Source organism: Streptomyces sp. NPDC097619 (assembly GCF_040302735.1).
Classification (GTDB): domain Bacteria; phylum Actinomycetota; class Actinomycetes; order Streptomycetales; family Streptomycetaceae; genus Streptomyces.
This window is the reverse complement of record NZ_JBEOSD010000009.1, coordinates 74,032-99,221: the sequence shown is the minus strand read 5'-3', so window position 1 is coordinate 99,221 and position 25,190 is coordinate 74,032. Positions and strand designations below refer to the sequence as shown.

12 protein-coding genes, 1 tRNA gene and 2 rRNA genes are annotated in these 25,190 nt (G+C 72.0%); 11 read left to right on the top strand and 4 right to left on the bottom strand.

Annotated elements, in window-relative coordinates; translation table 11 throughout:
• The 3 genes from ABTZ17_RS04645 to ABTZ17_RS04635 form a co-directional block, all read left to right on the top strand.
• A 23S ribosomal RNA gene (locus tag ABTZ17_RS04645) occupies positions 1-993 on the top strand; the annotation flags it as partial.
• A 77-nt stretch (positions 994-1,070) separates the two neighbouring features.
• Positions 1,071-1,187: ribosomal RNA gene (rrf, locus tag ABTZ17_RS04640) — 5S ribosomal RNA — on the top strand.
• A gap of 5 nt (positions 1,188-1,192) precedes the next feature.
• Positions 1,193-1,265 (top strand) — tRNA-Thr (locus tag ABTZ17_RS04635).
• Positions 1,266-1,388: 123 nt separating this feature from the next.
• Here ABTZ17_RS04635 and ABTZ17_RS04630 read toward each other — a convergent pair.
• The gene (locus tag ABTZ17_RS04630) at positions 1,389-4,025 is read right to left on the bottom strand and encodes a SpoIIE family protein phosphatase (protein WP_352194016.1); all 2,637 of its coding nucleotides are present in this window, start codon (positions 4,023-4,025) and stop codon (positions 1,389-1,391) included.
• Between the two features lie 254 nt (positions 4,026-4,279).
• Here ABTZ17_RS04630 and ABTZ17_RS04625 point away from each other — a divergent pair, with 254 nt between their 5' ends.
• From ABTZ17_RS04625 to ABTZ17_RS04590, 8 genes are all read left to right on the top strand, one after another.
• Positions 4,280-9,799, top strand: coding sequence for a HAMP domain-containing protein (locus ABTZ17_RS04625; RefSeq protein WP_352194015.1), 5,520 nt, complete (start codon positions 4,280-4,282; stop codon positions 9,797-9,799).
• Between the two features lie 207 nt (positions 9,800-10,006).
• Positions 10,007-10,687 (top strand): response regulator, encoded by a 681-nt coding sequence (locus tag ABTZ17_RS04620; RefSeq protein ID WP_352194014.1) that lies wholly within the window; start codon positions 10,007-10,009, stop codon positions 10,685-10,687.
• A 153-nt stretch (positions 10,688-10,840) separates the two neighbouring features.
• Positions 10,841-13,609, top strand: a complete 2,769-nt coding sequence (locus ABTZ17_RS04615; RefSeq protein WP_352194013.1) for a DNA translocase FtsK — start codon at positions 10,841-10,843, stop codon at positions 13,607-13,609.
• A 282-nt stretch (positions 13,610-13,891) separates the two neighbouring features.
• A complete protein-coding gene (locus ABTZ17_RS04610; protein WP_352194012.1) occupies positions 13,892-14,746 on the top strand; it encodes a helix-turn-helix domain-containing protein in 855 nt (284 codons plus the stop codon).
• 124 nt (positions 14,747-14,870) lie between these two features.
• Positions 14,871-16,355 (top strand): 30S ribosomal protein S12 methylthiotransferase RimO, encoded by a 1,485-nt coding sequence (rimO, locus tag ABTZ17_RS04605; protein ID WP_352194011.1) that lies wholly within the window; start codon positions 14,871-14,873, stop codon positions 16,353-16,355.
• Positions 16,352-17,020, top strand: coding sequence for a CDP-diacylglycerol--glycerol-3-phosphate 3-phosphatidyltransferase (gene pgsA / locus ABTZ17_RS04600; protein ID WP_352194010.1), 669 nt, complete (start codon positions 16,352-16,354; stop codon positions 17,018-17,020). Before rimO ends, pgsA begins: the two co-directional genes overlap by 4 nt.
• Before the next feature lie 94 nt (positions 17,021-17,114).
• On the top strand, positions 17,115-17,594 hold the full coding sequence (locus ABTZ17_RS04595) for a CinA family protein (protein ID WP_352194009.1): 480 nt from the start codon (positions 17,115-17,117) through the stop codon (positions 17,592-17,594).
• A gap of 109 nt (positions 17,595-17,703) precedes the next feature.
• The gene (locus ABTZ17_RS04590; RefSeq protein WP_352194008.1) at positions 17,704-18,081 is read left to right on the top strand and encodes a helix-turn-helix domain-containing protein; all 378 of its coding nucleotides are present in this window, start codon (positions 17,704-17,706) and stop codon (positions 18,079-18,081) included.
• Between the two features lie 543 nt (positions 18,082-18,624).
• Here ABTZ17_RS04590 and ABTZ17_RS04585 read toward each other — a convergent pair.
• The 3 genes from ABTZ17_RS04585 to ABTZ17_RS04575 all read right to left on the bottom strand — a co-directional run bounded on the left by ABTZ17_RS04585 (position 18,625) and on the right by ABTZ17_RS04575 (position 25,190).
• On the bottom strand, positions 18,625-19,419 hold the full coding sequence (locus ABTZ17_RS04585) for an SDR family NAD(P)-dependent oxidoreductase (protein ID WP_352194007.1): 795 nt from the start codon (positions 19,417-19,419) through the stop codon (positions 18,625-18,627).
• A 35-nt stretch (positions 19,420-19,454) separates the two neighbouring features.
• Positions 19,455-20,246: an Fpg/Nei family DNA glycosylase gene (locus ABTZ17_RS04580; RefSeq protein WP_352194006.1), complete on the bottom strand. Its 792-nt coding sequence runs from the start codon at positions 20,244-20,246 to the stop codon at positions 19,455-19,457.
• 306 nt (positions 20,247-20,552) lie between these two features.
• Positions 20,553-25,190 (bottom strand): ATP-dependent helicase, encoded by a 4,638-nt coding sequence (locus ABTZ17_RS04575; RefSeq protein ID WP_352194005.1) that lies wholly within the window; start codon positions 25,188-25,190, stop codon positions 20,553-20,555.

Genomic DNA, 25,190 nt, shown 5'->3' with positions numbered 1-25,190 from the left:
GTGGTAACTATAACCATCCTAAGGTAGCGAAATTCCTTGTCGGGTAAGTTCCGACCTGCACGAATGGCGTAACGACTTCTCGACTGTCTCAACCATAGGCCCGGTGAAATTGCACTACGAGTAAAGATGCTCGTTTCGCGCAGCAGGACGGAAAGACCCCGGGACCTTTACTACAGTTTGATATTGGTGTTCGGTTCGGCTTGTGTAGGATAGGTGGGAGACTTTGAAGCGGCCACGCCAGTGGTTGTGGAGTCGTCGTTGAAATACCACTCTGGTCGTGCTGGATGTCTAACCTCGGTCCGTGATCCGGATCAGGGACAGTGTCTGATGGGTAGTTTAACTGGGGCGGTTGCCTCCCAAAGGGTAACGGAGGCGCCCAAAGGTTCCCTCAGCCTGGTTGGCAATCAGGTGTTGAGTGTAAGTGCACAAGGGAGCTTGACTGTGAGACCGACGGGTCGAGCAGGGACGAAAGTCGGGACTAGTGATCCGGCGGTGGCTTGTGGAAGCGCCGTCGCTCAACGGATAAAAGGTACCCCGGGGATAACAGGCTGATCTTCCCCAAGAGTCCATATCGACGGGATGGTTTGGCACCTCGATGTCGGCTCGTCGCATCCTGGGGCTGGAGTCGGTCCCAAGGGTTGGGCTGTTCGCCCATTAAAGCGGTACGCGAGCTGGGTTTAGAACGTCGTGAGACAGTTCGGTCCCTATCCGCTGTGCGCGTAGGAATATTGAGAAGGGCTGTCCCTAGTACGAGAGGACCGGGACGGACGAACCTCTGGTGTGCCAGTTGTCCTGCCAAGGGCATGGCTGGTTGGCTACGTTCGGGAGGGATAACCGCTGAAAGCATCTAAGCGGGAAGCCTGCTTCGAGATGAGTATTCCCACCTCCTTGAGAGGGTAAGGCTCCCAGTAGACGACTGGGTTGATAGGCCAGATGTGGAAGCCCGGTAACGGGTGGAGCTGACTGGTACTAATAGGCCGAGGGCTTGTCCTCAGTTGCTCGCGTCCACTGTGTTAGTTCTGAAGTAACGAACTCGCCTGTTCCGGCTTGAGTTCACATCTTCATAGTGTTTCGGTGGTCATAGCGTTAGGGAAACGCCCGGTTACATTTCGAACCCGGAAGCTAAGCCTTTCAGCGCCGATGGTACTGCAGGGGGGACCCTGTGGGAGAGTAGGACGCCGCCGAACAACCCGCCCTTTTAGCTCAGTCGGTAGAGCGTCTCCATGGTAAGGAGAAGGTCAACGGTTCGATTCCGTTAAAGGGCTCAGAGAAAAGGCCCCCACCATTCGGTGGGGGCCTTTTTGCGTTTCCGGACCGGTTTCAGGACCACGTGACGGCGGCCGGGAACGGGTCCCGCCTCGCGGCGAGGACCCGTTCCCGGTGGGCTGTCAGTCCCCGGAGCGGGGCTCCGGAATACGGAAGGCCAGGATGGCCATGTCGTCGGAGGCCGGCTCCGCCGCGAAACGCTCCACGGCACGCAGCACGCGGGCCGCCACCGCACCCGCCGTCAGGCCCGTACAGCCCGCCAGGACCTCCGCGAGGCCGTCGTCGCCCAGCATGCGGGTGCCCTCGCGGCGCTCGGTGATCCCGTCCGTCACGCACAACAGGACGTCGCCCGGATCCAGGGTGAGAGTCTGCTCGTGCAGTTCCAGCTCGTCCAGGACGCCCAGCAGCGGCTGCGGGTCCGCTGCGGGTTCCACCCGGCCGTCCGGCCGCAGGCGGAGCGGCAGCGGATGGCCGGCGCACACCACCTTCAGGTCCGCCCCGCCATCGGCACGGCGGCGGAGCTCGCCGTACAGGAGGGTCAGGAAACGGCTGCGTTCGCCCTCGTCGAGGATGGCGGCGTTCAGGCGCTCCAGGACCGCCGGGCCGCCGAAGCCCTCCCGGGCCAGCAGGCGCAGCGCGTGCCGGGCCAGCCCGGTGACGGCCGCGGCCTCCGGGCCCGTACCGCACACGTCGCCGATGGCGAAGCCGTACGAGCCGTCACCGATCGGGAAGACGTCGTAGAAGTCGCCACCGACCTCGTTGCCCTCGCCGGCGGCGCGGTAGATCACCTCGACCTCGACGCCGGGGATCGCGGGCGCGCTCGGCGGCAGCAGGCTGCGCTGGAGCGAGCGGCTGATGGACATGCGCTCCGAATACAGCCGGGCGTTGTCCAGGGCCAGGGCGGCCCGGCGGGACAGGTCCTCGGCCAGCTCCACGATCTCCTGGCGGAAGTGCTCCTCGGCGGGCTTGCCGAGGGTCAGCATGCCGATCACCCGGTTCCGGGCCATCAGGGGCAGCACCACGGTCTCCCCGGCCACCGCGGCGGCCGTGGCCGCCGAAGCGGTCAGGGAGGCGCCCGCGGGCATCTGACCCGGCGGGGTCGTCCTCCGGGCCTCCAGCGCCGGAGCGGGCCACGGGCGGGCGCCCATCGTGTGGAGCGGCTCCGGCGGGCTGATCCGGTTCAGGAGGGCCTTCAGGCCGTCGATGCGGTCCTCGTCCTCGTGGAGGACGTACGCCAGGTGCGGTTCGGAGGTCGGATCGGCGATCGTGTACACCGCGCACCAGGTGGCGAGCGTCGGAACGGTCATCTGGGCCATCAGCGCCAGGGTCTGGTCCCGGTCCAGCGTGCCGGCCAGCAGGTCGGAAGCCTCCACCAGGAAGGACAGGGAGCCGCGGCGGAGCCGTTCCAACTCGCCGAGGCGGGCCGATTCCACGGCCAGCGCGATCCGGTCGGCGGCGAACTGCAGGCGCAGGGCCTCCTCGTTGGAATAGCGGTCCGGCAACTCCGCGGCGATGCCCAGGGAGCCCGTCAGGCGGCCCTCCACCTTCAGGGGGACCGTCACCGCCGAGCGCATGCCCGTACCGTCCAGGAGCGGCACCGCGCCGGGAACGGCCGTCAGGTCCTCGTGGACGGCGGGCATCCGGGCCGAGCCGTAGCGGCCGGTCGCGGCTTCCACCGGGACCCGGGCGAAACGCTGCCGGGTGAAGGGCAGGCCGGTCGTGGCGCGGACCTCCAACTCGGTCTCGTCGTCCGTGGCCAGCAGCAGGAAGGCGGCGTCCGCGTCCAACATGTCGCGGGCCCGTTCCACGGTCCGCTGGAGGAGGCCGTCCAGGTCCTCCGGGGGCGGGGAACCGATGAACACCTCGAAGGGGTCCACGGCCCGGGCCTCCGCGCCGGGCCCGACCTCGGCGCCCGTCGCCCGCACCGGGGACTGGAGCACGGCCCGCTCGCTCTCGTGGACGAGCAGACAGACGGTGGAGGCGGCCCCGAGGGCATCGCGGACCCGTAGGTGGGAGCCGTACACGGGGACGACGCGGCCGTCGGCGCAGCGGATGCCGTAACTGCCCTCCCAGCGGGACAGCAGCAGGGCCTCGGCCAGGCCGGTCCCGGTGCCCGGGGTCTGGGGCCAGGCCGCGATGTCCGCGAGGGGCCTCCCGATCACCTTGCCCGGCGGATAGCCGAACATGTGCTCGGCGTCGTCGTTCCAGGAGGCGAGGGTGCCGTCGGCGTCGGCCTGGAGGACCGCGACGCGGACCCGGGTGTCGGCCGCGGGGAGCTGCTGCTCGGGGACGGCCGGCCCGGCGAAGCGGGTGCCCACCGGGCGGGCCGGTAGGTCCAGCTGGAACCAGACGTGCTTGCGGGCCGCGGCGTAGTCCACGCCCCAGCGGGTGGCGAGGGCCGCGCAGAGCATCAGCCCGCGGCCGCTCTCCTGCTCCGCGGGCGGATAGGACGGCTCGGGCCGTTGGAGAGGGATCTCACGTTCGGGGTAGCGGTCGGCGACCTCGACGCGGACGCGGTCCGCGGAGCGCAGGCACAGGACCTCGGCGGCGGTGCCCGCGTGGATCACCGCGTTGGTGACGAGTTCGCTGGTCAGGACCACGGCGTCGTCGACGACATCGGAGAATCCCCAGCCGTGGAGCGTGTCGCGCACGAAGGCGCGGGCATGGGCGACCGAGCGCGGTACTGGTTCGAAACTGGCAGCCGCCCGGGCCGTGATCACAGGACTCCTCGGTCGTGTTCCGTCGCCCGGCTCCGCCATGGGACCGCCCTTCCGGTGCCCGGGGGTGGCTCGCGGCCGCCCCTGCCGGGCGGACGGGGCGGGTGGACACTCGGAGGCCAGGTTACTTACCTTCACGGTCGGCGCGGGCCCGGTCGCCGGGGATTCCACTCAGGGGAGCGGGTCGTTGTAGGAAGGTGCCGAAGTGTTATGGCCGGGTTCGGTCATGGTGAAACACTGGGAAGGCTTGGCGGATGAGCCCGGGCAGAGCGGTCGACCCTTTCGGGAGGGACACGGTGGAGGCTGGCGTGGCGGCGCGGCGGGCAGGTGCGCGCGCGAAGGGCGGACGGCCCCGGCGGAACGGGACCACGGAGGTGGACACGGCCGCCCTGGACCGGCTGCTGACGGCGCTGGTCTCCATGCGGGACGGGAACTTCCGCAAGCGGCTGACGGTGTCCGGCGACGGGGTGATGGCGGAGATCGCCGCCGTCTACAACGAGGTCGCCGACCGCAACCTGCACCTGACGGGTGAGCTGTCCCGGGTGCGGCGGATGGTCGGGCGGGAGGGCAAGCTCAGCGAGCGGCTGGAGACGGCGGCCTGCGAGGGCTCCTGGGCGGCCGCCATCGACGCGTCGAACGCGTTGGTGGAGGACCTGACGCGGCCGGTGTCCGAGGTGGGTCGGGTGCTGTCGGCGGTGGCCGAGGGCGATCTGGACCAGCGGATGGACCTGCGGACGCAGACCGCGGACGGGGTGGGGCACCCGCTGCGCGGGGAGTTCCTGAGGGTCGGGCGCACCGTCAACAACCTCGTGGACCAGCTGTCCGCGTTCACCGACGAGGTGACGCGGGTGGCGCTGGAGGTCGGCACCGAGGGCAAGCTCGGCGGTCAGGCGCAGGTCCGGGGGATGTCCGGGTCCTGGAAGGACCTGACCGACTCCGTGAACACCATGGCGTACCGGCTGACGGCGCAGGTGCGCGACATCGCGCTGGTGACGACGGCGGTGGCCAAGGGGGACCTGTCCCGCAAGGTCACGGTGCACGTGGCGGGCGAGATGCTCCAGCTGAAGAACACCGTGAACACCATGGTGGACCAGCTGTCCTCGTTCTCCTCCGAGGTGACCCGGGTGGCCCGCGAGGTGGGCACCGAGGGCGAGCTCGGCGGTCAGGCGCAGGTGCCCGGAGTGGCGGGGGTGTGGAAGGACCTCACCGACTCCGTGAACACCATGGCCGGCAACCTGACGGCCCAGGTGCGGGGGATCGCGCAGGTCACGACGGCCGTGGCCAACGGTGACCTGTCGCAGAAGGTGCGGGTCAGCGCGCGCGGCGAGGTCGCGCAGCTGGCCGAGACGATCAACCAGATGACCGAGACCCTGCGGACCTTCGCCGACGAGGTCACCCGGGTGGCGAGCGAGGTCGGGGCCAAGGGCCTGCTGGGTGGTCAGGCGCAGGTGCCGGGCGCGGCGGGCACGTGGAAGGACCTCACCGACTCGGTGAACACGGTGTTCCGGAACCTGACCACGCAGGTACGGGACATCGCGCAGGTGACGACGGCGGTGGCCAACGGCGACCTGTCGCAGAAGGTCACCGTGGACGTGGCCGGCGAGATGCTGGAGCTGAAGAACACCGTCAACACGATGGTGGACCAGCTCCAGTCCTTCGGTGCCGAGGTCACGCGGGTGGCCCGGGAGATCGGTGTCGAGGGCGAGCTGGGTGGTCAGGCGCAGGTGCCGGGCGCGGCGGGGACCTGGAAGGACCTCACCGACTCGGTGAACACGGCCTTCCGGAACCTGACGGGTCAGGTACGGAACATCGCGCAGGTGACGACGGCGGTGGCCAACGGCGACCTGTCGCAGAAGGTCACCGTGGACGTGTCCGGTGAGATGCTCCAGCTGAAGATCACCGTGAACACGATGGTGGACCAGCTGTCGAGCTTCGCGGACCAGGTCACGCGGATGGCGCGGGACGTGGGCACCGAGGGCCGGCTGGGCGGTCAGGCCCGGGTGGAGGGCGTCTCGGGCACCTGGAAGGAACTGACGGACTCCGTCAATTTCATGGCGGGGAACCTGACCTCGCAGGTGCGGCAGATCGCGCAGGTGACCACGGCGGTGGCGCGGGGCGACCTGTCGCAGAAGATCGACGTGGACGCGCGCGGGGAGATCCTGGAGCTGAAGAACACCATCAACACGATGGTGGACCAGCTCTCGGCCTTCGCGGACCAGGTGACCCGGGTGGCCCGTGAGGTGGGCACCGACGGTCGGCTGGGCGGTCAGGCGCAGGTGCCGGGCGTGGCCGGGGTGTGGCGGGACCTGACGGACTCGGTGAACGGCATGGCCGGGAACCTGACCTCGCAGGTCCGCAACATCGCGCAGGTGGCGACGGCGGTGGCGCGCGGTGACCTGTCGCAGAAGATCGACGTGGACGCGCGGGGCGAGATCCTGGAGCTGAAGAACACCCTCAACACGATGGTGGACCAGCTGTCCTCGTTCGCGGAGCAGGTGACGCGGGTGGCCCGTGAGGTGGGTACCGAGGGCATCCTGGGCGGTCAGGCCGAGGTGAAGGGGGTCTCCGGTACCTGGAAGGACCTCACCCAGTCCGTCAACTTCATGGCGAACAACCTGACCTCGCAGGTGCGCAACATCGCGGAGGTCACCACGGCGGTGGCCATGGGCGACCTGTCGAAGAAGATCACGGTGGACGCCAAGGGCGAGATCCTCGAACTGGTCACCACCGTGAACACGATGGTGGACCAGCTGTCGAGCTTCGCCGAGCAGGTGACGCGGGTGGCCCGCGAGGTGGGCACCGAGGGCATCCTCGGCGGTCAGGCCCGGGTGCGCGGGGTCACCGGCATCTGGAAGGACCTCAGCGACAACGTCAACCTGATGGCGAACAACCTGACGGTGCAGGTGCGGAACATCTCGCAGGTCTCGGCCGCGGTCGCCAACGGTGATCTGACCAAGAAGGTCACGGTGGAGGCGCGCGGGGAGGTCGCGCAGCTCGCGGAGACCGTGAACACCATGGTGACCACGCTGTCCTCGTTCGCGGACGAGGTGACGCGGGTGGCCCGCGAGGTGGGCACCGAGGGCCGGCTGGGCGGGCAGGCGCACGTGCCCGGGGTCTCCGGGACCTGGAAGGACCTCACGGAGTCCGTGAACGGCATGGCCTCCAACCTGACCGGTCAGGTGCGGCAGATCGCCATGGTCACCACCGCCATCGCCAAGGGCGACATGACCAAGAAGATCGACATCGACGCCCGGGGCGAGATCCTGGAGCTGAAGACGACCATCAACACGATGGTGGACCAGCTGTCGAGCTTCGCGGAGCAGGTGACCCGGGTGGCCCGGGAGGTGGGCACCGAGGGGATCCTCGGCGGTCAGGCCCGGGTGCGGGACGTGGACGGCACCTGGCGGGACCTGACCGAGTCCGTGAACGAGATGGCCGGGAACCTGACCCGGCAGGTCCGCGCGATCGCCGCGGTGGCCACCGCGGTGACCCGCGGTGACCTGAGCCTGAAGGTGGACGTGGACGCCGCGGGCGAGATCCAGGTCCTCCAGGACAACATCAACACGATGATCGTGAACCTGCGCGACACGACCCTCGCCAACAAGGAGCAGGACTGGCTCAAGGGCAACCTCGCCCGGATCTCGGGCCTGATGCAGGGCCGCCGCGACCTCGACGACGTGGCCGGGCTGATCATGAGCGAGCTGACGCCGGTGGTGTCCGCCCAGCACGGGGCCTTCTACCTGGCGCAGCCGCCGGGCGGGGCCGGGGACATCGGCACCGAGCCTGGCGGTCCGGGGGGCTCGTACGAGCTGCGGATGCGCGGGAGCTACGCCTACGCGGGCAGCGCCATGCCGACGGTCTTCCGGCCGGGCGAGGGGCTGATCGGGACGGTGGCGGAGGAGAAGCGCACGATCCTGGTGGAGAACACTCCGCCGGGGTACCTGAAGATCTCCTCCGGGCTGGGGGAGGCCCCGCCCGCGCACGTGATCGTGCTGCCGGTGCTGTTCGAGGGCAAGCTCCTCGGGGTGATCGAGCTGGCCTCCTTCCAGCCGTTCACGCAGATCCAGAAGGACTTCCTGAACCAGATCGCCGAGATGATCGGCACCAGCGTCAACACCATCAGCGTCAACTCCCGGACCGAGGTGCTGCTCAAGCAGTCCCAGGAGATGACGGAGCAGCTGCGGGAGCGGTCCGACGAGCTGGAGAACCGGCAGAAGGCGCTCCAGGCGGCCAACGCCGAGCTGGAGGACAAGGCCGAACTGCTGGCCCGGCAGAACCGCGACATCGAGGTGAAGAACACCGAGATCGAGGAGGCCCGGCAGGTGCTGGAGGAGCGGGCCGAGCAGCTCGCGGTCTCCATGCGGTACAAGTCGGAGTTCCTGGCGAACATGTCGCACGAGCTGCGGACCCCGCTCAACTCGCTGCTGATCCTCGCCAAGCTGCTCGCCGACAACGCCGACAGCAACCTCTCGCCGAAGCAGGTGGAGTTCGCCGAGACCATCCACGGGGCCGGCTCGGACCTGCTCCAGCTGATCAACGACATCCTGGACCTGTCGAAGGTCGAGGCGGGGAAGATGGACGTCTCCCCGACGCGGATCGCGCTGGTGCAGCTCGTGGACTACGTGGAGGCCACCTTCCGCCCGCTGACGGCGGAGAAGGGGCTGGACTTCTCGGTGCGGGTCTCGCCCGAGCTGCCCGCCACCCTGCACACCGACGAGCAGCGGCTCCTCCAGGTGCTGCGGAACCTGCTCTCCAACGCGGTCAAGTTCACCGACACGGGGGCCGTGGAGCTGGTGATCCGACCGGCCGCGGCGGACGTGCCGGTGGCGATCCGGCAGCAACTGCTGGAGGCGGGGTCGCTGCGGGCCCCGGACGCCGAGCTGATCGCCTTCTCGGTCACCGACACCGGCATCGGCATCGCCGCCGGGAAGATGCTCGTGATCTTCGAGGCGTTCAAGCAGGCGGACGGCACCACGAGCCGCAAGTACGGCGGCACCGGTCTGGGGTTGTCCATCAGCCGGGAGATCGCCCGGCTCCTCGGCGGTGAGATCCACGCCGCGAGCGAGCCCGGGCGGGGCTCCACCTTCACCCTGTACCTGCCGCTGCACCCCAGCGAGCTGCCGCCCCAGGGGTACGCGCAGCCGCAGCCGGGCGGTCGGGCCGAGTCGCCCCGGCAGCTGCCCGCGGCCGGGACGGCCCCGCAGCTGCCCCGGGGAGCCGGGTCGGCGGCCGAGCTGCCGCCGGCGGGCGGATGGGAGGAGGAGCCCGTGGCGGCCCCGCAGGCCCCGGAGCCCTCGCTGTTCCGGCGCCGCCGCAAGCAGCAGCAGGCCGAGTCGGGGCCGCGGACCGCGCTGCCGGAGCAGCCGGTCGGTTCCGCGCCGGAGCAGGACCAGGGGGAGCAGGCCCTGACGGAGCCCACGCAGCCGCGGACCTACGACTTCCGCGGGGAGAAGGTGCTCATCGTCGACGACGACGTCCGCAACGTCTTCGCGCTGACGAGCGTGCTGGAGCAGCACGGGCTGAACGTGCTCTACGCCGAGAACGGGCGGGAGGGCATCGAGGTCCTGGAGCAGAACGACAACGTGACCGTCGTGCTGATGGACATCATGATGCCGGAGATGGACGGCTACGCCACGACCTCCGCGATCCGGCGGATGCCGCAGTTCTCGGGGCTGCCGATCATCGCGCTCACCGCGAAGGCGATGAAGGGGGACGAGGAGAAGGCCCGGGAGTCGGGGGCCTCCGACTACGTCACCAAGCCGGTGGACCCGGACTTCCTGCTCGGCGTGATGGAACAGTGGATGCGGGCCCGGTGACGCGCTGACCCGCCCCGCCGCGGCCCCCGGAAAACGGGGGCCGCGGCGGGGAACCTTCCGCGGCGGCGGTGCGTTTCCGGTCTGTGCACAGTGACATCTTGGTGACAGGGTGTGGCGATCTCGGGAGTGGGGCTACCATGACCGGCACGAGGACGGGCGGTTTCTGCCAGTCGGGGAGGCCCCGAACCGGGGCAAGGAGGACAGGGCATGGTGCAGAAGGCCAAGATCCTCCTGGTCGACGACCGGCCGGAGAATCTGCTGGCGCTGGAGGCCATCCTCTCCGCGCTCGATCAGACCCTGGTCCGGGCGGCTTCCGGGGAGGAAGCGCTCAAGGCGCTGCTGACGGACGATTTCGCGGTGATCCTGCTCGACGTGCAGATGCCGGGCATGGACGGTTTCGAGACCGCGGCGCACATCAAGCGCCGTGAGCGGACCAGGGACATCCCGATCATCTTCCTGACCGCGATCAACCACGGACCCCACCACACCTTCCGCGGGTACGCGGCCGGCGCGGTGGACTACATCTCCAAGCCCTTCGACCCGTGGGTGCTGCGGGCCAAGGTCTCGGTGTTCGTGGACCTGTACATGAAGAACTGCCAGCTGCGCGAGCAGGCGGCGCTGCTGCGGCTCCAGCTGGAGGGCGGCCAGTCCGCCAACGGCGGGGCGAAGGAGGCCGCGGGGCTGCTGGCGGAGCTGTCGGCGCGACTGGCCGCCGTCGAGGAGCAGGCCGAGGCGCTGACCAAGCAGCTCGACGAGGACTCCGCCGACGCCGCGGCCGTGGCCACCGCCGCCCACCTGGAGCGCAAACTCACCGGTCTCCGCAGGGCCCTGGACGCCCTGGAGCCCGGTACCGGCGGCAAGCCCGCCGCGCTGCCCGCGCAGACCTGACCCCGGCACGGCCCGGACCGCCCCGCCCGGGGCGGACACTGAGGCCGGGTCAGGGATGTCGGTACGTCAAACTGCCGACGCGCAGGCCGACACGAACGGGTGAAGCGGTGGGCACACGTGTCCCCCGGGTCCCGCACCGGTACCCTCGCCCCCATGTCCTCACGTACGTCCGGCAAGGGTTCCCAGAGCAGCGAGGGCACCGCGAAGGCCCGCACCGGCCGTACGACGCCGGCGGCGAAGAAGGCTCCCGCGCGCAAGCCCCCCGCCAAGAAGGCGGCCGCCCCGGTCCGGCGCGCCCCCGCGAAGAAGGCGCCGCCCAAGAAGGCCCCGTCACCCTCCTCGGGAGTGGTGCGCCTGGTCCGTGCCGTCTGGCTGGGCGCCGCCCACGCCGTCGGAGCCGTCTTCCGCGGGCTCGGACAGGGCGCGAAGAACCTCGACCCCGCCCACCGCAAGGACGGGCTGGCGCTCCTCCTCCTCGCCCTGTCGCTGATCGTCGCCGCCGGCACCTGGTCGAACCTCCAGGGGCCCGTCGGCGAACTCGTCACCATGCTCGTCACCGGCGCCTTCGGGCGGCTCGACCTGCTGGTGCCCCTGCTCCTCGGCTTCATGGCGGTCCGCTTCATCCGGCACCCGGAACAGAAGGACGCCAACGGCCGCATCGGCATCGGGCTCACCGCCCTGGTCGTCGGGGTGCTCGGGCAGGTGCACATCGCCTGCGGGGCCCCCGGCCGCGACGCGGGCACCGAGGCCATGCGGGACGCCGGCGGCCTGGTCGGCTGGGCGGCCTCCCAACCACTGATCTTCACGATGGGCGCCCCGCTGGCCGTGCCCATGCTGGTGCTCCTCACCGTCTTCGGGCTGCTCGTGGTCACCGCCACTCCCGTCAACGCCATCCCCCAACGGCTCCGGCAGCTCGGGATCCGGCTGGGCATCGTGGCCGTGGACGAGGAGGACGCGTACGGGACCGACGGCGCGGCCGTCGGGCACGACCCCGAGCAGTGGCAGGCCCGCAGCCGCCGCGACGGGCCCGCGAGCGCCGCGGACCTCGCCGAGGAGGCCGCGCTGACCAAGCGGCGCCGGCCCCGCCGGGCCGGCTCCTCCCTGGAACGCCCCATGGACGCCGTGGACGTGGCCGCGGCCGCCGCGGCCGCCCTCGACGGTGCGGTGCTCAACGGCCTGCCGCCGTCCCCGGTCGTCGCCGACCTCACCCAGGGGGTGAGCCCCGCCGGACCCGTGGAGATCACCACGCCCGTCCCGGCCGCCCGGCCGCCCGCGGCGACACCCGAACCGGCCGAGGAGCCCGAGGCCCCGGCCCGCCCCGCCGCCCCACCGCGCCCGACCCCCGGATCCCGACTGCGGTCCGGCCCCGTACCGGACCTGACCAAGGCCCCGCCGGAGCCCGGCGAGGGACTTCCCGCCCGCGCCGAGCAGCTCCGGCTCAGCGGGGACATCACCTACTCGCTGCCCTCCCTGGACCTGCTGGAGCGCGGCGGGCCGGGCAAGACCCGCAGCGCCGCCAACGACGCCGTGGTCGCCTCCCTGACCAACGTGTTCATGGAGTTCAAGGTGGACGCCGCCGTCACCGGCTTCACCCGGGGCCCGACGGTCACCCGCTACGAGGTCGAGCTCGGCCCCGCCGTGAAGGTGGAGCGGATCACCGCCCTGACCAAGAACATCGCGTACGCCGTGGCCAGCCCCGACGTGCGGATCATCAGCCCGATCCCCGGCAAGTCCGCCGTCGGCATCGAGATCCCGAACACCGACCGCGAGATGGTCAACCTCGGCGACGTGCTGCGCCTCGCGGACGCCGCCGAGGACGACCACCCGATGCTCGTCGCGCTCGGCAAGGACGTCGAGGGCGGCTACGTGATGGCCAACCTCGCGAAGATGCCCCACGTGCTCGTCGCCGGCGCCACCGGCTCCGGAAAGTCCTCCTGCATCAACTGCCTCATCACCTCGATCATGGTGCGGGCCACCCCGGAGGACGTCCGCATGGTGCTCGTGGACCCCAAGCGGGTCGAGCTGACCGCCTACGAGGGCATCCCGCACCTGATCACGCCGATCATCACCAACCCCAAGCGGGCCGCCGAAGCCCTCCAGTGGGTCGTCCGCGAGATGGACCTGCGCTACGACGACCTGGCCGCCTTCGGCTTCCGGCACATCGACGACTTCAACCGCGCCATCCGCGAGGGCAAGGTCAAGCTGCCGCCGGGCAGCGAACGCGAGCTCCAGCCCTACCCGTACCTGCTGGTCATCGTCGACGAGCTCGCCGACCTGATGATGGTCGCCCCCCGGGACGTCGAGGACGCCATCGTCCGCATCACCCAGTTGGCCCGCGCCGCGGGCATCCACCTGGTGCTCGCCACCCAGCGGCCCTCCGTGGACGTGGTCACCGGCCTGATCAAGGCGAACGTGCCCTCCCGACTGGCCTTCGCCACCTCCTCGCTCGCCGACAGCCGCGTCATCCTCGACCAGCCGGGCGCCGAGAAGCTCATCGGCAAGGGTGACGGACTGTTCCTCCCGATGGGCGCGAACAAACCGGTCCGGCTCCAGGGGGCCTTCGTCACCGAGGACGAGATCGCCGCGGTGGTCGGGCACTGCAAGGACCAGATGACCCCGGTGTTCCGGGACGACGTGACGGTCGGGCAGAAGCAGAAGAAGGAGATCGACGAGGAGATCGGCGACGACCTGGACCTGCTGTGCCAGGCCGCCGAGCTGGTCGTCTCCACCCAGTTCGGCTCCACCTCCATGCTCCAGCGCAAGCTCCGGGTCGGCTTCGCCAAGGCCGGACGCCTGATGGACCTCATGGAGTCGCGCGGAGTGGTCGGCCCCAGCGAGGGGTCCAAGGCCCGCGACGTCCTGGTCAAGCCCGACGAACTGGACGGCGTGCTCGCCGTCATCCGCGGAGAGACCGAGGCCTAGGCCGTGTCCGGGCCGGGGCGCGGAGGAGCCTCACCCGTAAGGGAACGGGGGACGGCCGTTTCCCCGGGGGCCGCGCGCAGTTGAGAGAGGGGACGGACCCGTGCCACGGGCCGTCCCGGGGCCCGATCAGCGGATCGCCCCGCCATCGGGCCCGTCCGGCCCCCGCCGGACACGAAGCCATACCGATGGCGTAAGGAGTCCACTCTCCCGGTTGCTCCACCCTTTCGTCACCCCCCTAGACTGGACCTCCAGCAGGTGGCTACACGCTCGAAAGGCGCCCTCGTGTCCATCGGCAACTCCAACTCCCCAGAAGACGACCGGCCTTCTACCGATGACCGGCCCTCCATCGGGCGTGCGCTCAAGCAGGCCAGGATCCGGGCCGGACTCACCGTCGACGAGGTCAGCGGATCCACCCGCGTACGCATCCCGATCGTCCACGCGATCGAGGAGGACGATTTCACCCGCTGCGGTGGAGACGTCTACGCCCGTGGCCACATCCGTACCCTCGCCCGTGCCGTGGGCCTCGATCCGGAACCCCTGGTCGAGCGCTACGACGCGGACCACGGAGGCCGACCCGCCCCCACCCCGGCCGCCCCGCTGTTCGAAGCGGAGCGGATCCGGCCCGAACGGCAGCGGCCCAACTGGACCGCCGCCATGGTCGCGGCGATCGTCGCCGTGATCGGCTTCGTCGGGTTCACCATGTTCGGCGGCTCCGACGACGCCGAGAAGCGACCGGTCGCGGACGGTTCCGTGGCCCCGCAGCCCGCCCCCAAGCAGACCGCCGCCGTCAAACCGGCCCAGCCGACCCCGGCGCGACTCACCCCCGAGCCCTCGGACAGCGCCATCGCGGCCGCCCCGAAGGACATGGTCACCGTGGTCCTCTCGGCCGTGGACGGCCAGAGCTGGATCTCGGCGAAGGACCACAACGGCCGACTCCTGTTCGACGGCATGCTCGAACGGGGCGACTCCAAGACCTTCACCGACAAGGAATCCGTGGACCTGGTCCTCGGCGACGCCGGAGCCGTCACGCTCTTCGTGAACGGCAAGGAGATCAAGGACGAGTTCCAACCGGGTCAGGTGGAACGCCTCACCTACACCAAGGACGACCCGCGCGAGGCCCCCGTACCCGAGGGCTGAGCGGCCACCCACCCGAGCAGGACCCACCCCCACGGATCCCCGGTACGCCGCGCCGCGTACCGGGGATCCGTGCCGGTGGGACACCCGGCGGGGGGCGGTGGTCGGACGAAGTACTCTTGAGCCCATGCCCGAACGCCGTACCGTCGCCCTTGTCACTCTTGGCTGCGCCCGTAACGAGGTGGACTCGGAGGAGCTCGCAGGCCGCTTGGCGGCGGATGGCTGGGAGCTCGTCCAGGACGCCGCCGACGCGGACGTAGCCGTCGTCAACACCTGTGGCTTCGTCGAAGCCGCCAAGAAGGACTCCGTAGACGCCCTGCTGGAGGCCAACGATCTCAAGGATCACGGCCGCACCCAGGCCGTCGTCGCCGTCGGCTGCATGGCCGAGCGCTACGGCAAGGAGCTCGCCGAAGCCCTTCCCGAAGCCGACGGCGTGCTCGGCTTCGACGACTACGCCGACATCTCCGGCCGCCTCCAGCTGATCCTCAACGGCGGCAGCGTCGAAGCGCACACCCCGCGCGACCGCCGCAAGCTCCTCCCGATCAGCCCGGCCGAGCGCCAGAACGCCGCCGCCCCCGCCCTGCCCGGCCACGCCCAGGAGCCCGAGGCGGCCCCCGCCGACCTCCCCGAGGGCCTGGCCCCGGCCTCCGGCCCGCGCGCGCCGCTGCGCCGCCGTCTGGACACCAGCCCGGTGGCCTCGGTGAAGCTGGCCTCCGGCTGCGACCGCCGATGTTCCTTCTGCGCCATCCCGTCCTTCCGCGGCTCCTTCATCTCCCGCCGTCCGAGCGACGTGCTCGGCGAGACCCGCTGGCTGGCCGAGCAGGGGGTGAAGGAGGTCATGCTGGTCTCCGAGAACAACACCTCCTACGGCAAGGACCTCGGCGACATCCGCCTCCTGGAAACGCTGCTGCCCGAGCTGGCGGCGGTCGACGGGATCGAGCGGATCCGCGTGAGCTACCTCCAGCCCGCGGAGATGCGCCCCGGTCTGATCGACGTGCTGACCTCCACCCCGAAGGTCGCCCCCTACTTCGACCTCTCCTTCCAGCACTCCGCGCCGGACGTGCTGCGCGCCATGCGCCGCTTCGGCGACACGGACCGCTTCCTGGAACTGCTGGACACCATCCGCTCCAAGGCCCCGCAGGCCGGCGTCCGGTCCAACTTCATCGTGGGCTTCCCCGGTGAGACCGAGGCCGACTTCGCCGAGCTGGAGCGCTTCCTCACGCACGCGCGGCTCGACGCCATCGGCATCTTCGGCTACTCCGACGAGGAGGGCACCGAGGCCGTCACGTACGAGAACAAGCTCGGCGAGGACGTGATCGCCGAGCGCCTGGCCCACATGCAGCGCCTCGCCGAGGAGCTGACCTCCCAGCGGGCCGAGGAGCGCGTCGGCGAGACCCTGGAGGTGCTCGTCGAGGCCGTGGGCGAGGAGGCCGGGGACGAGGACGGGGCCACCGGCCGCGCCGCCCACCAGGCCCCCGAGACCGACGGCCAGGTGGTCTTCACCACGAGCGAGGGACTGGTCCCCGGCCGTATGGTCATGGCAAAGGTGGTCGGCAGCCTGGGCGTGGACCTGGTCGCCGAGCCCCTGGACCTCGAGGAGGCGGCCGGATGACCGGAGTCCCGGCGTCAGCGGCGGGAGGGACGGGCCGTCGGCCCGCCCCCGGCGGAAAGCTGGGTGCGGCGGCCGTCAATCAGGCCAGCCTGTGGAACATCGCGAACATCCTCACGATGATCCGGCTCGCACTGGTGCCGGGATTCGTCCTGCTGCTCCTGGCCGACGGCGGGTACGACCCGGCCTGGCGCTCGCTGGCCTGGGCCGCCTTCGCCGTCGCCATGATCACGGACCTGTTCGACGGGCACCTGGCCCGGACGTACGACCTGGTCACGGACTTCGGGAAGATCGCCGACCCGATCGCCGACAAGGCGATCATGGGCGCGGCCCTCGTCTGCCTGTCCTCGCTGGGCGATCTGCCCTGGTGGGTGACGGCGGTGATCCTCGGACGCGAGCTGGGTATCACCCTGTTGCGCTTCTGGGTGATCAGATACGGAGTCATTCCGGCCAGTCGTGGTGGAAAGATGAAGACCCTGGCCCAGGGCACCGCGGTCGGCATGTACGTTCTGGCCCTGACCGGGCCGCTCGCGACGCTCCGCTTCTGGGTGATGGCCGTCGCGGTGGTCCTGACGGTGGTCACCGGTCTGGACTACGTGCGCCAGGCGGTCGTCCTCCGGCGCAAGGGACTCGCGGCGGAACGCGCCGCGAGCGGCGGGCAGGGCTGAGCGACAGGACTGAGTGGCGGGTACGGTCATGACAGAGGCGGTCGGGACTTCCGGGGCGGTCGGTGCGGACGGGTCCGCGGCCGACGTCCTGAGGATGCTCGCTGAGCGTGACGAGACCGTCGCGGTGGCGGAATCCCTGACCGGCGGCCTCGTGGCGGCCGAGTTGACCTCGATCCCCGGAGCCTCGCGTTCCGTTCGTGGCTCCGTCACCGCCTACGCCACCGAGGTCAAGCAGCGGGTGCTCGGTGTGGACGGCCCCCTCCTCGCCGCGCACGGCGCGGTGAACGCGCAGGTCGCGGAGGAGATGGCGGCCGGGGTCCGGCGGGTGCTGGACGCGGACTGGGGGATCGCGACCACGGGGGTGGCCGGTCCCGACCCGCAGGACGGACAGCCGGTGGGGACGGTCTTCGTCGCCGTGGCCGGTCCGCGGGGCGGGAAATCCGCCCGGTTGCGATTGAACGGCGGCCGTTCGGAAATCCGTAGGGAGAGTGTACGGAGGGTGCTCGAACTGCTGCTGGGCGAACTGCGCGGAACGGCGCGGTCACAGGGTTCGGAACAGAACGGGGGGATTTGATGTTTGCAGCCCTGAGTGAACACGACATCGCTCCCCGCACGGCCGCGGCGCGAGGCGGTACGGTGGGGCAAGAAGGATGCCGCTACACGGTCAGAGGAGGGAGCCACCGATGATTCTGCTCCGTCGCCTGCTGGGTGACGTGCTGCGTCGGCAGCGCCAGCGCCAGGGCCGTACTCTGCGCGAAGTCTCCTCGTCCGCCCGAGTTTCGCTCGGCTATCTCTCCGAGGTGGAGCGGGGGCAGAAGGAAGCATCGTCCGAACTGCTCTCCGCGATCTGTGACGCGCTGGACGTACGGATGTCCGAGCTGATGCGCGAGGTCAGCGACGAGCTTTCGCTCGCGGAGCTGGCCCAGTCGGCCGCGGCCGACACCGTGCCCGCGCCGGTCCGCCCGATGCTCAATTCGGTCTCGGTGGCCTCGGTCACCGTGCCGACGGAGCGGGTGACCATCAAGGCGCCGGCGGAAGCGGTGAACGTCGTAGCCGCTTGATGTGAAGCGTGGGGCGGGGCCCCGGTGAGGTGCGTACACGGCACCTGACCGGGGCCCCGCGCCGTTTCCGGGGCCTTTCGCGGACCGTGAAGCGGACGCGTTCCGTGGTCTTCTGGATGCGGAGCGTGCTGGGGTGCGGGAGGATGGGCGGGGTTCCGGTCCGCCGGAACCCGGTTTCGCCCACTGGACGGTAATCGGCGGGCGAGTCGATCCCGGCCGGAGGAGGCGGTCCGTTGCGGCGCTCGTGCATACCGGGGCGACGGGAGTGGTCCCGGAGCACTGTGGTGGTCATGGCGCTCGCCGTGGCCGGGGGGCTCCTGTGGTGGGGGTCCGTGCTCCGCCTCGTCCTGGATCCCGGGCGGGCCGGAGCGGTCGAGGGGGCGGTCGCGGTGTTCGGGTGGAGTCTGAGCCTGTTGCCGGTGCACTGCGTTCCGCTGGCCCGGGCGCCGGGGGTGTCGGAGCGGCTGCGCCGCGGCGACGGCCCGGTGGGGCGGACCGCGCGGCGGTTCGCGGAACGGGTCCGCGGGGGAGCTCCGGGCGGGATCACCAGGGCATGGCGACGCCGCCGTTCGGGCGGAGGACCTGGCCGGTCATGAAGGACGAGGCGTCCGAGGCGAGGAAGAGCACCGTCCGGGCCACGTCCTCGGCCTCCCCGACCCGCCGCAGTGGGGACATGCGGACCATCGCCGCCTCGGTCTGCGCCTGGGTCCGGGGATCGTGGCGGCTGGTCATGGGGGTGCGGATCCAGCCCGGGGCCACGGCGTTCACGCGGATCCCGAGCGGCCCGGCCTCGGTGGCGAGGGTTTTGGTGAGCTGCACCACGGCGGCCTTCGCGGCGCTGTAGCAGAGCAGTCCCGGCTGTGCGGCGTCCACGGCTCCCGAGGCCATGGTGACGATGCTGCCGGGCGTGCCCGAGGCGGTCATGGCGGCCACCGCCTCCTGGCAGGTGTGGAGCACGCCCTTGAAGTTGACGGCGAGGATCCGGTCCAGGTCCTCCTCGCGGGTCTCCGCCACGCTGCTGGTGTGCATGATCCCGGCGATGGCGGCGGCGATGTCCAAGGTCCCGCCGTCCGCGGTGGCCGCGGCGACCGCGGCGCGCAGGGCGGCCCGGTCGGTGACGTCCAACGGGTGGGCGTGGGCCTTCCCGCCCTCGCCGGTGACCAGGTCCACGGTCTCCGCCAGGCCGGCGGTGTCCCGGTCGGCGCAGTGGACGGCGGCTCCGGCGCGGGCGAGGAGCAGGGCCGTGGCCCGGCCGATGCCGGCGGCGGCACCGGTGACCAGGGCGGTGCGGCCGTGCAGCTCGTACGGGGCCGAGGAGGTGCTCGGTGTCAGGGACATGCGGGGACGGTACGACCGAGCTGACGGGGCGTCAACTACGCGGTGGGGCCCGACTGGCAGCGCGGGCACCAGTAGGTGGGACGGTCGTCCTGGGGGGCTCGGCGCACGGGCGTGCCGCACCGCAGGCAGGGGCGGTGCTCGCGGCCGTACACGAAGTAGTCCTGGCCGGGGCGACGGCTGCCGGTGGTGTTGCGGCGGCGGTCCTTGTTCGCCTCCAGCAGGCGGTGCGCGGTGGCGGTGAGGCGGGGGAACAGGGACTCGGGGTCGGGCAGGTCGCCGACCGGGGTCCAGGGGGTGACCCGGGCCAGGAAGCAGAGCTCGCACTTGTAGATGTTGCCGATGCCCGCGAGGTTCCGCTGATCCAGCAGCGCCTCGCCGAGCGGCCGACCGGGGTCGGCGAGGAGCCGGGCCGCGGCCTCGGCGGCGTCCCAGTCGGGGCCGAGCAGGTCCGGGCCGAGATGACCCACGACGCGGTCCTCCTCCGCGGTGCGGAGCAGTTCGAGGACGGGCAGGCGGTAGCCGACGGCCGTCCGGTCCGCGTTCGCGAGGACCGCGCGGATCTGGTGCTCGGGGCCGCCGCGCCACCGCTCGCCCGGGGCGTAGACGAGCCAGGCCCCGTCCATGCGGAGATGGCTGTGCAGGGTGAGGCCGCCCTCCAGGCGGGTGAGCAGGTGTTTGCCGCGGGGGGTGACGTCCAGGACGGTGCGGGGGGCGAGCTCGGCGGTGGCGAAGCGGGGGACGCGGAGGTCCGCGTGCGTGAGGGGGCGGCCGGCGAGGGCCTCGTGCAGCCGGGTCGCGGTGCGGCGGACGGAGTCTCCTTCGGGCATGGAGCCATTCTCCGCCGAGGTGGGGCGGAGCGGGTGGGCACGACGGGATCTCCGGGTGGGGGCTCCGGGCGGGGGTCCGGGTCCGGCTGAGGCTCCTGTCCCGGTGTGGTGCGGTCGGGGTGGCCGCTGCGTGCGGCCGACCCCTCCCCGCCCCTCCCCGGAACCGGGGATGTCGGGATGCCGGAGGGGCGTGGCCGGTGGCCTGCGGTGGGGTGGAGGGGGAGCGGACAGAGCCGGGGAAGGACGTCCGCTGTCCGCCCTCGGCCTTCCGGCCCCCCGTCCCCACGGCTCCGGCTCCGGCTCCGCTCAGGGACGCAGCCGGAGCCCCTTGGGGGTGGGGTGGAAGCCGGTGGCCTCCAGGTGGCCGGCGTAGGGCGAGGTGAGGGCGGGGGAGGTGTTGATCCGTTCCACCGTGAGGGAGGGGACGGTGCCGCGGGTCGTGGCCTCGGCCAGGGCGCGGGCCGCGGCCGGGAAGCGGGGGTCGTCCGGGTCCGGCCAGGACAGCAGGGTGCGGCCGCCGCGCTCCAGGTACAGGACGAGGTCGCCGTCGGCGAGGACCACCAGGGAGCCCGCCTTCCGGCCGGGCTTGTGGGTGACGCCGGGCGGGGGCTCCGGCCAGGGGAGGGCCGCGCCGTAGGCGTTGGCCGGGTCGGCGGCGGCCAGTACCAGGGTGCGGGCGGACAGGTCGCGCTCCTCGCGGTCGCGGGTGGCCGCCGCCGCGCGGAGCCGGTCCACGGCCCCGTCCATGGCGAACTGGGCCGCCCCCAGACCCTCGACGACGTAGCCGCGGCGGGCCTGCCCGCTGTCCTCGAAGGCCGACAGGACGCGGTACACCGCGGAGAACCCGCCCTCGACGCCCTCCGCGGCCACCGCGCCGCGGGTGACCACGCCGTGCCGGTCCAGGAGGGTCCGGGCCAGGGCGTGCGCCCGGTGGGTGGCCTCCGGCTCGGCCGCCGGGAGCAGGGACCAGCGGCCGGAGACCGTCGGCGGCCCGGACCGCGAGACCGTGGCCCCGGGGGTGCCGTACCGGCCGCGCGGCACCGTCCGCCGGGCCCGGTGCGCGGTGGCCCCGGCCGTGCGGCCCGAGCCGAGCAGGGCGCGCAGCGGGGCCAGGGTGTCGTTGGTGAGCCTTCCGGACCAGGCCAGGTCCCATACGGCGTCGGCCAGTTGCAGATCCGTCACCTCGGGCAGCTCCACCCGCACCGCCTGGGCGATCTGACGGAAGAAGAGGCCGTACCCGCCCGACAGGGCCGCCAGCACCGCCGCGTGCAGCGGGCTCGGCTCCAGGGGGTGCGGCGGGGGCAGCAACAGCGGAGCCGAGTCGGCCGGGTACAGGGACACCCAGCCGTCCTTGCCCGGCAGGGCGCCCGCGCCGGCCCACAGGACCTCGCCGGTGGTGGTCAGCTCGTCCAGGAGCGCCGGGTGGTAGCCCGTCACCCGGGAGGGCAGCACCAGCCGTTCCAGGGCCGAGGCGGGCACCGGGGCGCCCTGGAGCTGTTCCACGGCCCGCGCCAGGCCGTCGATCCCGCGCAGCCCGCCGCCCAGGTGCTGCCACTGCGGCAGGAAGGAGGCCAGCGCGGCCGGCGGCACCGGCTCCAGCTCCTGGCGGAGGGCCGCCAGGGAGCGCCGCCGCAGCCGGCGCAGCACCGTGGCGTCGCACCACTCCTGGCCGATGCCCGCCGGATGGAACTCGCCCTGCACCACCCGGCCCGCCGCCGCGAGCCGCTGGAGGGCCCCCTCCGTGACGGCCGCGCCCAGACCGAACCGGGCCGCGGCGCCCGCCGAGGTGAACGGGCCGTGGGTGCGGGCGTACCGGGCCAGGAGATCGCCCAGCGGATCCTTCACCGGCTCGGTGAACGCCTCGGGGACCCCCACCGGCAGGGCCGTGCCCAGGGCGTCCCGCAGCCGGCCGGAGTCCTCCACGGCCGCCCAGTGCTCCCGGCCGCCGATCCGCACCCGGATCGCCCGCCGGGCCGCGCCCAGAGCCTCCGCCCAGGCCGGCTCGGCCCCCCGCTCCGTCAGCTCGGTGTCGGTCAACGGGCCCAGCAGGCGCAGCAGGTCCGCCACGCCCTCGGCGTCCTTGATCCGGCGCTCCTCCGTGCGCCACTGGAGCTCCGCCTCCAGCTCCGCCAGCACCTCGGGGTCGAGCAGCTCCCGCAGCTCGGCCTGGCCCAACAGCTCCGCCAACAGCCGCGAGTCCAGGGACAGCGCCGCAGCCCGCCGCTCGGCCAGCGGGGAGTCCCCCTCGTACAGGAACTGGGCCACGTAGCCGAAGAGCAGGGACCGGGCGAAGGGGGAGGGCTCCGGGGTGGTCACCTCCACCAGGCGCACCCGCCGGGCCTCGACGTCCCCCATCAGCTCGGTCAGGCCCGGTACGTCGAACACGTCCTGCAGGCACTCCCGGACGGCCTCCAGCACGATCGGGAAGGAACCGAACTCCGACGCGACCTGGAGCAGTTGTGAGGCGCGCTGGCGCTGCTGCCACAGCGGGGTCCGGCGGCCGGGGCTGCGTCGCGGCAGCAGCAGGGCGCGGGCCGCGCACTCCCGGAACCGGGAGGCGAACAGGGCCGAGCCGCCCACCTGGTCGGTGACGATCCGGTCCACCTCGCCGCGGTCGAAGGCCACGTCGGCCGCGCCCAACGGGGCCTGCTCGGAGTCGAACTCGAAGCCGGGCGCCGCCGGGTCCGCGTCGAGCAGGTCCAGGCCGAGGAGGTCGGCGTCGGGCAGCCGCAGCACGATCCCGTCGTCGGCGTGCATGACCTGGGCGTCCATGCCGTACCGCTCGGACAGCCGGGCGCCCAGGGCCAGTGCCCACGGCGCGTGCACCTGCGCCCCGAAGGGGGAGTGGACCACCACGCGCCAGTCGCCCAGCTCGTCCCGGAACCGCTCCACGACGATCGTGCGGTCGTCGGGCACGTGCCCGCAGGCCTCGCGCTGTTCCGTGAGGTAGGCGAGGACGTTGTCCGCGGCCCAGGCGTCCAGCCCGGCCGCGAGCAGCCGCAGCCGGGCGTCCTCCTCCGACAGGCCGCCCAGCTCCCGCAGGAAGGCGCCCACCGCGCGGCCCAGTTCCAGGGGCCGGCCGAGCTGGTCGCCCTTCCAGAACGGCAGCCGCCCCGGCACCCCGGGCGCCGGGGTCACCAGCACGCGGTCCCGGGTGATGTCCTCGATCCGCCAGGAGGTGGTGCCCAGGGTGAAGACGTCCCCCACCCGGGACTCGTACACCATCTCCTCGTCGAGCTCGCCGACCCGGCCCCCGCCCCGACCCGTCTTGCCCTCGGCGGCCGCCGACCCCGCCAGGAACACCCCGAACAGGCCGCGGTCGGGGATGGTGCCGCCCGAGGTCACCGCCAGCCGCTGAGCGCCCGGCCGGCCGGTGACCGTACCGGCCACGCGGTCCCACACCACCCGCGGGCGCAGCTCCGCGAAGGCGTCCGAGGGGTAGCGGCCCGCCAGCATGTCCAGTACGGCCGTGAACGCCGATTCCGGCAGTGCCGCGAAGGGCGCGGCCCGGCGCACCATCGCCAACAGCTCGTCCACCTGCCAGGTGTCCATGGCCGTCATCGCGACCACCTGCTGGGCCAGGACGTCCAGCGGGTTCGACGGGATCCGCAGGGACTCGATGGCCCCCGAGCGCATCCGCTCCGTGACCACCGCGGCCTGCACCAGGTCGCCCCGGTACTTCGGGAAGACCACGCCCGTGGAGACGGCCCCCACCTGGTGCCCGGCCCGGCCCACCCGCTGGAGCCCCGAGGCCACCGACGGCGGGGACTCCACCTGCACGACCAGGTCCACCGCGCCCATGTCGATGCCCAGTTCCAGACTGGACGTGGCCACCACCGCGGGCAGCCGACCGGCCTTCAGGTCCTCCTCGACCTGGGCCCGCTGCTCCTTCGACACCGAGCCGTGGTGGGCGCGGGCCAGCAGCGGGGGTGCCCCCTGCGCCGCCCCGGACTGGGCCATGACCTGCGCGGGCGGGGCCCCTTCGGGCAGCGGGGCGCCGGTGGCCCGCTCGTACGCGATCTCGTTGAGGCGGTTGCACAGCCGCTCCGCGAGGCGGCGGGAGTTGGCGAACACGATGGTGGAGCGGTGCGCCTGGACGAGGTCGGCGATCCGCTCCTCCACGTGCGGCCAGATCGACGGCCGGTCACCGCCGTCCTCGCCCTCCCCGGTCTTGCGGTCGCCCCGCGGCGGGGCCGTCCCCACCTCGCCCATGTCCGCCACCGGCACCACCACCGACAGGTCGAACTCCTTGCCCGAGGGCGGCTGCACCACCTCCACCGCCCGGCCCGGCGACAGGTACCGGGCCACTTCGTCCACCGGCCGGACCGTGGCCGACAGGCCGATCCGCCGGGCCGGCCGCGGCAGCAGGCCGTCCAGGCGCTCCAGGGACAGCGCCAGGTGCGCCCCGCGCTTGGTGCCCGCCACCGCGTGCACCTCGTCGAGGATGACCGTCTCCACCCCCGCCAGGGCCTCCCGGGCGGCGGAGGTCAGCATCAGGAACAATGACTCCGGGGTGGTGATGAGGATGTCCGGCGGCCGCGTGGACAGCGCCCGCCGCTCCGCCGCCGGAGTGTCCCCGGAGCGGATCCCCACCCGGATCTCCGGCTCCGGCAGCCCCTGCCGGGCCGCCTCCTGCCGGATCCCGGTCAGCGGGGACCGCAGATTGCGCTCCACGTCCACCGCGAGGGCCTTCAGCGGGGACACGTACAACACCCGGCAGCGCTTCTTCGGCTCGGCCGGCGGTGGCTCGCTCGCCAGCCGGTCCAGCGAGGCCAGGAAGGCCGCCAGCGTCTTCCCGGAGCCCGTGGGCGCCACCACCAGTACGTCCGACCCCGCGCCGATCGCCCGCCAGGCCCCCTCCTGGGCGGCCGTCGGCGAGGCGAAGGCCCCGGTGAACCAGGAGCGGGTCGCCGGGGAGAAGGATGCGAGCGCGGAGCCGGTCAT